This is a genomic window from Methylotenera sp., assembly GCF_029945535.1.
In the GTDB taxonomy this organism is placed as follows: domain Bacteria; phylum Pseudomonadota; class Gammaproteobacteria; order Burkholderiales; family Methylophilaceae; genus Methylotenera.
Map to the genome: position 1 here is coordinate 1 of NZ_JAQSCU010000016.1, position 11940 is coordinate 11940.

An 11940-nucleotide genomic window follows, 5' to 3' on the forward strand; every position below is an offset into this window, starting at 1 on the left:
CAGATTTTTTGATGGGTGTAACTGGTACATATTTTAGATCTACGTCTGAGGAAACAAGCTTATGTACTTCGGCCATAAAAGCTTCTGAATCTAGCTTTTCATAGCCACGTACTTTACCTTCCAGCAGTTTGACAATACCTTCATGCTTCAGAACAGCTAATAAGAATCCAGGTGTGTTGACTGACTTGCCGATAAACAGATTGATGAATGGAATTGCTGTGATGGGATGAGGCGCTTTATCTAATGCTTCCAAAGTAGCCTTAAGTGACACCCATTCTTCACTAAAGAATCCACCGCCTGAATTGACTACAATGCGTATGTGTACTTGATTATCTTTAGTGCTTCCAAAATGATAAGTTAGTGTGGCTTTGCCAGAGCATGTGGGGCAGGATTCGATTTTAAGAATGCGCATTGATAGTGTTGAATTGCTGGGTGTAGCATTGCTTGTTGTAGCTTCTTTCATGTTAAGTCTCCTTGGTTGTTGTGTTGATAAGTATGTTGGTCTTTCATATAAGATGGATGAAAAGGCGCAGTTTGCTTTATGCGACGTTATACAAATCAGAACAAAAATAATGCGTAGATTTAGTTAAGATCGGCATAATGAAAATGAAAAAATAAAATTTAATTAGATGCTGTTAATTATTCAAAAAAAAATCTGGGAAATTAAACAATTCCCAGAAAAAATGATAATATCTCAAATTAAGGATATTAAATGTTACGCATCAAACCACAAACTCAAGCTTATCTTTCAGCCTTTTCATCGTCTGAAAATGAGCCATTTTCTGCTACTTATGAAGAGTTGCCTTTGCACACGACGGATCCGAATGATGTCGCCTCTCATTTAAAAAACATTGATTGGGGATTCACTGAAGATACGACTCGTTTTCTAGGTCATGATCTTCACCCTTATCCTGCTAAATTTATTCCACAACTCCCAGGAACATTAATTTCACTTCTCAGTTCAAGAGGAGAATTGATATTCGATCCTTTTGGAGGCAGTGGAACAACAGCATTAGAAGCAATTAGACTTGGGCGCAGAGCCATAAGTATAGATGCGAACCCCATGGCCGCACTTATTGGCAAAGTTAAAACGGCACGAGTTAATTCAGACTCAACAGCTGAATTACATTTGCTTCACGGTGCATTAAGAGCATTACTGGACTCTCTTCCTGAGAATGATACGGATTTAATTTCTCAGTTCAAGGATTTTGCACCGGTTATCAAAAATCGGGAAAAATGGTTCGCAGACTCGGCTTATGGAGAACTTGCCCACATCCGATACAGAATATCAATTTTAGAGAATGAGACAGCAAAAGATGTTGCGTTACTAGCTTTGTCTAGAACAGTTTTATCCGCGTCGTTTCAAGATTCTGAAACTAGATATAAAAGCGTGCCTCGTTTTGTAGCTGTAGGGGAAACAACAAAACGCTTTATCAAAGAATATGAATCTGTTCTTAAATCAGTAGCAAGAAATGCAGCTGCTACACGTTACGGTGTATCTAATTTTCTAACAGGCGATATACGTCATTTGAGTCAAAAAGACATTCCTGACAGTTCAGTTGATTTCATTGTAACTTCCCCTCCCTATGGAAATGCTACTGACTATCACTTATATCACAGGTTTAGATTACTTTGGCTAGGCTTTGATCCTATAGCTCTTGGCAAAGTAGAAATTGGCTCCCATTTAAAACATCAACGAGAGGCAAGCGGTTTTAATAGCTATTTCTCCGATATGGTACAAGCCCTTACCAACATGAAGCGTGTACTGAAACAAGGTCGCTATGCTGTCTTAGTGATTGGCGATTCATTGTATGACGGTGAACTATATGCAACCGCTGAGTTACTGGCGGAGAAAGCCAAATCATTAGGATTTGACATTGCATACGTTATTGAAAGAGCTGTCCACAAAACAAAACGGTCGTTCACTTCCGCAGGAAGAAGAGCCACAACTGAGCATCTCCTTATACTCAGGAAAGAATTAAAGATAATAGAGACCTCGTTATTACCACCTCCTTACAAATTATGGCCATACGAAGAAAAACTTCGGTATCGGGAGTCTGAAAAACTTAATTTAGAAACGGGTAATATCAATTCAATTAATAGTTTTATTGGTATTAAAAACATAATTTCTGCCAGGTCATTAGTCTTTACTCATCAAATTCAATATGGAATATCGAATAAAGAACCAACATGGCAAGCAATATTAGAAAATGGAATGGCTTCCAATCCGAATGCTAGAAAGGACCCTAAATACGTAACTCATGGTCTACATCCTTATAAAGGAAAATTTTACCCTCAACTTGCCAAAGGTCTAATAAATCAACTCGATCTTCCTTATGGTGCAAAAATTTTAGATCCATTTTGTGGAAGTGGGACTACCCTTCTTGAAGGACACTTAAATGGCTTCGAAACATTTGGATGTGACTTAAATCCACTTGCTGCAAAAATTGCACGGGCTAAAAGTCTTATCCTTGAGGTTGATCCTGATGTCTTGACGGAAGTCGTTTCAACAATTTTGGAAACAATTACTAACGTACCTATTTCTTTGTCGGATGAGCTGGACCAATTTGAAGCTGAAAATTTAGATGAAATTAATCGTTGGTTTGCAAAGCCTGTTGCAAAAAAAATAAATTGGCTCCTTAAAATCATTAGATCTGGAAGTGGCGGCATAGTTAGAGATTTTTTAGAAGTTGTTTTAAGCAGCATCATTCGCGAAGTTTCTCATCAGGATCCATCAGACCTTAGAATCCGCTACCGTAAAGATTATTTAACTGATGCTGATGTATTAGATTTATTTAAAAAGCAAATATCTATTCAGTTTGCTCGTATAGAAAAATTCTGGAAAATACGGGGTTATTCGCCTAATCCGTTTTTTAACTGCCATGTAGTTAATGGAGACAATCGCCAAGAATCCACATATGACCTTCTAGGGCTTGAGGATGAATCAATTGATCTTGTACTTACAAGTCCACCATACGCTATGGCTCTCCCCTATATTGACACTGACCGCCTATCCCTTCTAACAATTTTCGGCTTAGGAAGTGCAGGGAGAAAGCCAGTTGAAGAAAATCTAATAGGTAGTAGGGAATTAACTACTTCAAATAAACGAAAAATAGAAGAAAGATTTTTGACGGAGAATGACCTGCCTTCAGTATGCCTAGACTTCATTCGTAAACTACATAAACAAATTGAAAATTCAGAGGACTCTGGCTTTAGAAAGCAGAATATGCCCGCCCTCATCCATCGATTCTTAATTGACATGCAGTCAGTATTAGCGCAACTTTATAGGGTTTGTAAACGCGGAGGTGAAGTAATGATTGTAATTGGGGATAGCAAAATGACTGTAAATAATGAAGTTATTTGCATCCCATCTACAAATTTTGTTGAAGCGATTGCTGCTGCAACCGGGTTTTTTTCACTCGAACGCATGGACATTTCAGTAACTACTGAAAATTTAAAACACATTAAAAATGCAATAACTGAAAATATTGTTTTAAGGCTAAGTAAGTGATTGAAAGTATTGTAACTTGGTTTTATCAATAGCGATTAAATTAAAACCACCCAAATTTTCTGGCTATTGCCTTGCCTCCGCTTGGCATTTTTTGATCACAAAGTGACTCCCATTTTCCGTACTCAGGACTTTCAGGTGTAAAGATTTTCATGTCGTAATCTATTCCAGGTAATTCTGATGGCATCATTAGTAAAACTGAAAATTCCGGCACATATTGAACAAGTGGTGATGCCGTCACACGAATCTCACTATTACGTGTATATAAGACCGTATTGAGTGGATATGAAGGATTGATATAGAGAACTTTGTTCTTTTTTCCATAAACAATAATACTGCATATTGGATCCGGATCGCGTTGAGGATAGCCAAGATTAGCACCTTTTTTGGGAGTTGTTTGGCCTGTAAAAGGTATTCCAAAAAAAGCTGGATTCTGGCTTATCGCAAGTGTACTTAGGAAAATCTCACCGTTCGCATGCGGATTTATTTGAATAACGAAGCCGGCAACTGGAACTAAAGGCTTGGTTATATCTAGAACATCAGCCTGAACTTTCATCACTTCAGCTTTTATCGCTAATTCTTTTTTCTTTAACGGCTTACCGAAAATAATTTTTGATGGCAAATTACTCATTGGCTTTACTGGTAAAGTTGCTCCTGGCTTCGTCGGTGGGGCAAATTTTTTCTTTGTGCCAGTTGTATTTTCTCGTTTTTTAGTTTCATCAAGAAGCAACCCATCTGCCTCTAATTGCAATAATAATTCAGGAGTTAAAGATTCAGTTGCTACACAATTTTGAGGAAGTAACGCCTCAAACATTGATACCGTCTCTGTATATTCGTTATCCTCGGCTGGAAGTTCAAATTCAAGCTCAATTGCAGCTTCAAAATTTAGCTCCATACCTCCCATTGTCATATTGTTAGAACCTATGAAGACAATACCTTTTGTTTTGCCCTTAAACCAATAAATTTTAGGATGGAAACTGTGACCCCTATATTGAGTTACGTAGACACTGCTAAATTGATCTAATGCAAATTGAAGGGCTTGGACGCTCGTACCATTATGATCAATACCAAAAATTGCTGTTATATCTTTCCCTTTACTTCTCCATTTCTGAATACAATCCATTAGTCTATATAATGGCCCAATTTTCGCAAAGGCAACAGAAAATCCAAATGATTGCAAATCATCGTCTTGTAGATATTTTTTCAAATCCTCAAGTAATCTTCGTTTACCAAGTGGCTGATCCAGAGGAGATATAACTGAAAATTTTGGCATTTAATAACTTTCTTCGGGGATTGTATTCCTATGAGTCTATCTATAGGGCTTTGTAGTTATAATCTACCTTATTTTTGCTAATGAACAAACATTTATCAGAACTAGTTTCAATTTATTATCAGATGAAAAGCTTCATACTGTTAGTTGGATAGTTACTAGGCGATAGGCATAAAAGCTCAAAGTATTACTAACTCAAACCAAACACTGACAACTACAAAAGAAAAAAGGACCCATATTTCTCCGAGTCTTCTATTTTGGTGGCCCCTGTGAGTCGAACACAGCACAAACGGATTTGTGCCTAAGATCCGTCAGTAATACTTGAATATTTCAAATTATTAAGCTTGTTCGTTCTTACGACGGCGTGACATAAAGCCAAATATACCTAAGCCAGTAAGGAACATAGCGTAACTATTAGCTTCCGGGATTGGGACAGAAAATACGACCAACTCCATACCTGTTGATACCGCGTTTATGGTGAATCCAACACTTTTGTTGGAAACAAGTTGCGAAAAAGAACTGTTAAATGTTTCAGCATTTGCAAACCCATTACCAGCATTAAGAAATAGCCAATGGTCACCTACAGTCGGTGAATAATTTCCATTAAATTGAAATAAGTAGCTCAAAGTACTTGCTAAAAGATTCGCTGAATTTTTAACACTCAAAGAGCTGAACGCGCCCGGTGCAGTTCCATTGATTTGAAAACCCAAAACACCTCCAATAACATTATCAGCATTAAGGATGCCAGTAATTTGTGTCGTACCGCCACTCAGTGTTTCTATATTGCCATTCGTAACATTTAGCGTGGAAGTGCTTGAAAGGTTAACTATGCCGGCATTTAGAGAACCTACAGTCATAACTCCATTAAGTATGTTGATTCTCTCTTGAGTCATTAATCCAACATTTGCAAACTCTGAATTACTTGAACCACCCCAACTGAGTCCAGGGATAGTATATGTACCAGTCCCATCTACCACAGAAGCATTTAAGTAATCAAAGTTCATTGTTCCGTTGTTGGTGATTCTTCCCGTGCTATAAATGGTTCCCGTTGACATATCGGACGCTACAGGAATAACACTTTTGATCACACCGTTATTAATTAAAATACCGCTGTTTTGAATACCTGTACTGTAACTTATAACTATTTCACCATTGTTAATTAGTGTGCCGCTGTTTGCTATGTTTGAGGATGAAGTAAACCCTCCATCTAAGCCTTTTGCACTAATAGTTGCTCCATATGAATTAACCAGTGTTCCAGAGTTTGAGATACCGATATTAGAAGCCTCACCAACGCTGTTAATTGCGCCATAATTAATAATCAATCCATCAACGTTATTACTAATAGTTCCAGAGTTGCTAATAGATCCAGAATTATTAATCACCCCATAGTTATCTATGGAGGAAAAATTGTCATTATAAAAATTTGCATTATTACTCAATATTGCGTTTTGGCTGTTATTAACATTTCCGAAATAGTTAGTGAATGAACCATTATTAATAAGGGTGTTAAAGTTACTTAATGAACTATAAATCCTAAGCCCCAGTTGATTTATTCCGTTTAGAAAACCTCCATTGTTAGTTAATATATTGTTGTTACATGCTGTTGTGCTTAGATTCGAGGTATATAAGTTTTGTAAATCTATCTGGTCAGTGGCGCTGCATACATTTGCATTGACTTGAAATGCACTTAAAAATAAAACTAACCCTAGTAATATTGTTTGAATTTTCACGATTTTGTCTTGGCGCTGGAATGAAGTAAGCTAGTAATTACGACGACGCACTATGAATCCAAGTACACATAAACCTGCAAGTAGCATAACGTACGATTCAGTTTCTGGAACTGGCGCTGATGACATCATAAATGCATGACTTGTAATGCCTAATGCGCTATTAGAGGCATTTCCCACAATCCAGCCGTTGTCGTTAATGCCGGTTGCCTGATTTAACACCCAACCAGCACTTGATGTTTTTGAATCTAGTAAGGTATTGAGATCTATTAGAGTAGAGCCATTCCATAGCGTAGCGTGGACACCGCTAGCTGAATCAGAATAACCAGCCACCTGACCCGAGTTATTAATAGCGAATGATTGACTTACCAGCCCTCCAAGCGTACCGATATCTGTCATTACGGATCCGTTCCAGATGGTGGCATGAATTGCATTATTGCTTCCGATGCTGGAAGAGCCTGCCACTTGACCAGCATTATTGATTGCAATACCCCAACTACTTCCCCCATCCAGCGTTCCAAGGTCGGTTATAGTTGTTCCGTTCCATAATGTGGCATGATTAGTAGCGTCACCAGTGATATTGGACCACCCAGCAATCTGACCAGAAGCATTGATATCCCGAGCGGAGCTATATGACCCACCGAGGGTACCTAAATCAGTCATTACTGATCCATTCCATAAAGCAGCACGAAACGGTACGCTATATTGGGCAACTCCTACTACCTGACCAGTATCATTAATACCTGTAGCATAGTTGTAACTCGGATTCCCGTCCTGTGCACCTATTGTAGTTGGTATGTTAGCAGTCCAAATTGTGGCTTTGGTGCTACTACCAGCATAGTAGCTATCAATTGATCCTGCCACCTGACCAAATTTGTTAATTGCAAAAGCAATACTGTTAATAGATCCACTTGATTCAAGATTAGTCGAGGCATTGCCATCCCAAAGGACAGCTCTGGCTGAAAAGTTGCTGTTGGTATTGTTTGAGTATCCGACTGCCTGACCCGCGTTATTAATTGCAGTAGCGTAGCTAAGGCCTCCAACAAGAGCGCCAAGGTCAGTAAAAATGTAATCCGCATTTGCCGTTGATGCCAATCCAGACAAAGTTATCGCCAAAGCCAAATTAAGAATATTTTTTTTCATTGTAATCCTAGATTCCTAAGAGTTTATGGCTCAGGAAATCCAAGACAAAATAAACTTATTTGAATGTAATATTATCTGTTTTAGATTACGGTAATAGTTGCGGTATATAGTCTTAGCTGACTAGTTTTATCGATAAAACATTCTCTAGCTACTCAGTGTTTAGATTAAGCAACACACTTTCATAATTAGATGGTCAATATTATTTAACTTATAGAAACCATAAATTCTGAAACTAAGATTTCAAATTACATTCATTCATTGACATACACTGTCGATCCTACTGGAAGTCAATGGGCGTCTTCTAAAGCGGGTGAAGTCCAAGCTAGGCAAAAATACCAATGGTCTTGCAATTCATTCATTAGCCTGCCCAAAAGCTGACCTACAAGAACCCACTAATATCACTCATAACCACAAAAGAAAAAGGACTCAGATTTCTCCGAGTCCTTTATTTTGGTGGCCCCCCTGTGAGTCGAACACAGCACCAACGGATTATGAGTACAGATTACTCGTAAAACATTGGCTTGAAAGCTGAAGATTTCTAAGGCGTTTTCTTTGCCTCATTGTACCGCACTCTCGAAACTGAACCTATGCCGAAACTCGATTCCAAAATATGTGAGAATTTCTTTTAAAAAGCAAAATGAATCAATGAGTTGGGAAATTTAAATCCGACCGAACCCCGAAACTAGTTTGAAAAATTATATTTCTAAAATGCATAAAAATTGAGGTATTTGATGTGCAATTACCACACTTCTATGGTTCTAAACCGCACCAGACATCATCTTTCCCTTCGCGTGCAGCCCCTTCAGCACACGCTTTCCAGTCACGTTTAGCTTGATATAGTTTTTTGTTGTCTTCATAAACTTTGTCTTCATATATCTGGTCAGTATCCTCTATGTTGCTTGCTTTCGCTAAAATACCCGCCTTTCTCCCAACATCCATCGCATTTATTGTATTGACATCAAATATACTGATTTTTGCAGTTAGCAGGCCCTTCCTTTTCGCGGATAATACGAAATTTTCTGCCAGCTTGTGCGATCTAAAGTAGTTTTCAAGATAAGTCTCGTGAATGTATTGGCCTGCATTGTTGTAATATCCTCCAACCGCTGCCTTGTAGCCAAGAGATTTTGCTTTATTTGCAGTCTGGAGAGCATCATCAAAAGTATATGCACTGACTACAACAATTCTGTATATTTTATAGTCTTTGTGCGCGTCAAGTGGAAGTGGGAAAACTGACGGAAACTGATCAGCCACATGATATTTCCCGGTCTTTGCTTGGATTTCAGCAGCGGCCTTTTCTGCCACACTCTTGCCACTGTATGGCCCAGCCATTACTAATATTCCCCATTCTTGCTCCTCGTTGATTTGCGGAATAATATATTCATTTACCTGAATTCCAAGTTTTTTATAGTCTTGAACCTCTTCATCTGCCTTATCAAATTGTCGTAAGAGATGCCAATTAATTGCATAATATGGCCACTCTTCGACTTTCAGCGTCTCGGAATGTGACGTGACCGAAACTGAAGAAATAAGGAGGAGTAGCAAAATGCTTCTAAAATTGGTAATCAAGATTTTCATAAAAAAACTTCTAATGTAAAACGCAGAACTAGTTACTGAGGTTAACCCTATTATTAGAATAATAAGAATTCTTTTTCATATTCACCCCTAAAGTAAAACTGCCTGTAAAGAATTTGTAATCGTGTTATTGCCCCGCCACCTAAATACCTAATAAGCCCTTGAGTTTATTGGCTGCATCCAGCGCCTTGCCAGCATTATTCATCAAATTACCATCCTCATTAGCGGGCGATGCAGATCCAACATTCAAGCCGGGGGCTGATATCTGCGTTGTACCTTGGGTGCTAGGTTTTATTTTTGAGTGTCGCATATCAAGGACAACATCATGGCTGGGACTCCAGCCAGAGCAAGATGAATCATCTAAACTACGTAACTGAATCCACTCGCGTGATATTTTTTTGTAAGCGGTACTCTGATCAAGCTCACGTATTTCAACAACTTCAAATTTCGGCGTTTCGTTGCGCTCGTTACGTCGAATGCACCTTCTGGAGATATCCTCCGAACCAACACTGGGCTCCCGAAAAAGTAGTGATGCTTCCAATAATGGCACGATTTGTCCTATTGCTGGCAATTCGGTTCGGCGAGGACGTGGGTATGAAACCCAGTTATCACCATCTGTACTTTTGGTAGCAACATTGCCAACGATCACAGGAGCCGAGTTGGAATTTATATTATCGCTGACTGGAGATTGGGAATAAATTTTGGCGAGCGCCCTCCATCGGTGCAACAGGCTGTCTTCAAACCTTTGGGAATCATTCATCCAAACCCAGCCGGAACAGGTTTCATTACCTTCAAGGATTACACGTGACCATAGCAACTCCACAGGAGCATCAAATACATCTTTCCCCTCTGTAATCTTGTTTTCGGCAATTCGAATAATAAATCGAGGGCGAGGGCTCTTATTAAAATTGGAAGTCGATCGATCACAACCTGTTGCCGCAGGACTATTAGCTACTGGATTAATTCGCAACCCTGTAATAACGGGACCTATAACTTCCAACTGAGTACCTACTGGCAAAGACATGCTCTTAAAGCGTGGATCCATTGCCGCGAATGCGCAAATACTGCAAGATATCCAAGCTAGACAAATAAGATGTAACATTTTCTTGAATGAAAAATTCATGGCATTGTGCTCAATAAGTTTCTGTTGAAACGGTTGAAATTCAAAATACATTACATTGATATCACACTACTGTTACTTTTTTAGGTCAGCGGATTATAAGTGTGTAAATCAAACAATATTATTAAAAATAAATCAGCAAACGCATATTTATCACATGTAGTTTCAGCTATTTTTTTCTTGATCAATTGCAGCATATACTGGAAATAAATATGAAGAATAAAGTATTAAATTTAGATTTTGCATAAATTTAATTGAATCACTTTCTTAAAATTGCCAACAGCTCCTGCTCTCTCCAACATTGACTCTTTAATGACCTATGAATGTTAGTTGGTTGCGAAGTTGCGATTCAAAAACCATTCCGATTTAGGCTAAAACTCTCCCCTAAAATTGACCCCGCACCATGCCGCGACATCAAAAGTCCGTTTTAAATAAAATAGAGTCGCCCGAAATTTTCCGGGGGAGTGGGGGGCGGGACCTACCCGACTCGGCACGACGGCGAGCGCAGGCAGAGTTTTTTCGCGGCGGCGATACTCTGGCCATCCCGTAAAATTTTTTTGGGCCATAGGGCACGGCGCGGTTAATATCAGAACATCCGTTTCACGGCATACTCAATGCACAGACAGTGGAGGAAAACATCACGATGACGACGGTGGGCAGAATTGTGGCTGAGAGCCGAGTCCAGTGGCGGTGATTAACGTTTAGCTTTACAAATGCGGCAAATTTGTAAGGTCAGTTAATTCTATGCGGTCGAGTGCTTTAAGCTAAGTCACTTGAGTTCAATAACCTACTCAACTTAGTCCATTGTAATTTATAACGGCCAAATTCTACAATTAACTATTTCCTTCTTCTTGCCTTGTAGGTTACTAGTGAAACTATTCCAAAAAGCATCAAAGAAAATGTATTCGGTTCTGGCACGGCAGAAGTAGGAGTCAAAACAAATGCATGTGTTACGCCTGTTATATTGTTAAATGCATTTCCCACAATTAAACCAGAATCATTAACAGCTTGCGCCATGATAAGTTCCCAGCCGGCACTTTTAGTACTTTCATCTAATAACGAGTTCAAATCGGTAGCCGTGTGATCGCTTCCCCAAATAGTGGCGCAATACGAATTTTTGCAATATCCACCAACAGAGTATCCGACAATTAGGCCCGAATTATTAATATCTCTTGCATACGAGTTTGAGTCACTTGTTACTTCACCAAGATTAATTAGGTTATGCTGATCTGTCCACAACGCAGCATGTAACTCACCAAGACCATCCTGTAACCAGCCTACTGACTCACCAAGATCATTAATCGAAGTTGCTGTGGATTTAACTCCCACAGTTGGTAGTTGAATTTGCTGTATATTGTTCGTTCCATTTTCATATAGATTTAATAACCAAATCGCTGCTCCATCATTTGAGCCCAAACTCCCAGCAACCTGCATCGAAATATAGTTGCCATTTGTAGCTGAATTTTCTTGTTTTATATTATTCACATCGTTAGCACTTCCGCCACCAAAATCGATAAGAGTACCGTTGTTCCAAATCCCCGCTCGTTGTTGAATTGCATTAATAACTGACCCACCAATTGCATTTAAAATTGACCCACCC

At 38.9% G+C, this 11940-nt stretch carries 7 protein-coding genes and 1 pseudogene; 1 reads left to right on the forward strand and 7 read right to left on the reverse strand.

Annotated features, from left to right (window positions below):
• Window positions 1–463, reverse strand: a pseudogene (locus PSU72_RS11565) (hypothetical protein); the annotation flags it as partial.
• 249 nt (window positions 464–712) lie between these two features.
• Here PSU72_RS11565 and PSU72_RS11570 point away from each other — a divergent pair.
• The gene (locus PSU72_RS11570) at window positions 713–3511 is read left to right on the forward strand and encodes a DNA methyltransferase (protein ID WP_300432697.1); all 2799 of its coding nucleotides are present in this window, start codon (window positions 713–715) and stop codon (window positions 3509–3511) included.
• Window positions 3512–3551: 40 nt separating this feature from the next.
• On the opposite strand, the gene PSU72_RS11575 is transcribed toward PSU72_RS11570, so the two are convergent.
• The 6 genes from PSU72_RS11575 to PSU72_RS11600 form a co-directional block, all read right to left on the reverse strand.
• Complete coding sequence (locus tag PSU72_RS11575; RefSeq protein ID WP_300432699.1) at window positions 3552–4781, reverse strand: phospholipase D family protein; 1230 nt, start codon at window positions 4779–4781, stop codon at window positions 3552–3554.
• A 335-nt stretch (window positions 4782–5116) separates the two neighbouring features.
• Window positions 5117–6508 carry a PEP-CTERM sorting domain-containing protein gene (locus PSU72_RS11580; RefSeq protein ID WP_300432700.1) on the reverse strand — a complete coding sequence of 464 codons (1392 nt, stop codon included), beginning with the start codon at window positions 6506–6508 and terminating at the stop codon, window positions 5117–5119.
• A gap of 30 nt (window positions 6509–6538) precedes the next feature.
• Entirely contained in the window at window positions 6539–7648 is a 1110-nt protein-coding gene (locus PSU72_RS11585; protein ID WP_300432701.1) for a PEP-CTERM sorting domain-containing protein, read from the reverse strand.
• Between the two features lie 750 nt (window positions 7649–8398).
• A complete protein-coding gene (locus tag PSU72_RS11590) occupies window positions 8399–9223 on the reverse strand; it encodes a hypothetical protein (RefSeq protein ID WP_300432703.1) in 825 nt (274 codons plus the stop codon).
• Between the two features lie 139 nt (window positions 9224–9362).
• Entirely contained in the window at window positions 9363–10037 is a 675-nt protein-coding gene (locus PSU72_RS11595) for a hypothetical protein (RefSeq protein WP_300432704.1), read from the reverse strand.
• 1140 nt (window positions 10038–11177) lie between these two features.
• The coding region (locus PSU72_RS11600; RefSeq protein WP_300432705.1) for a PEP-CTERM sorting domain-containing protein at window positions 11178–11940 on the reverse strand (763 nt) is incomplete at its 5' end.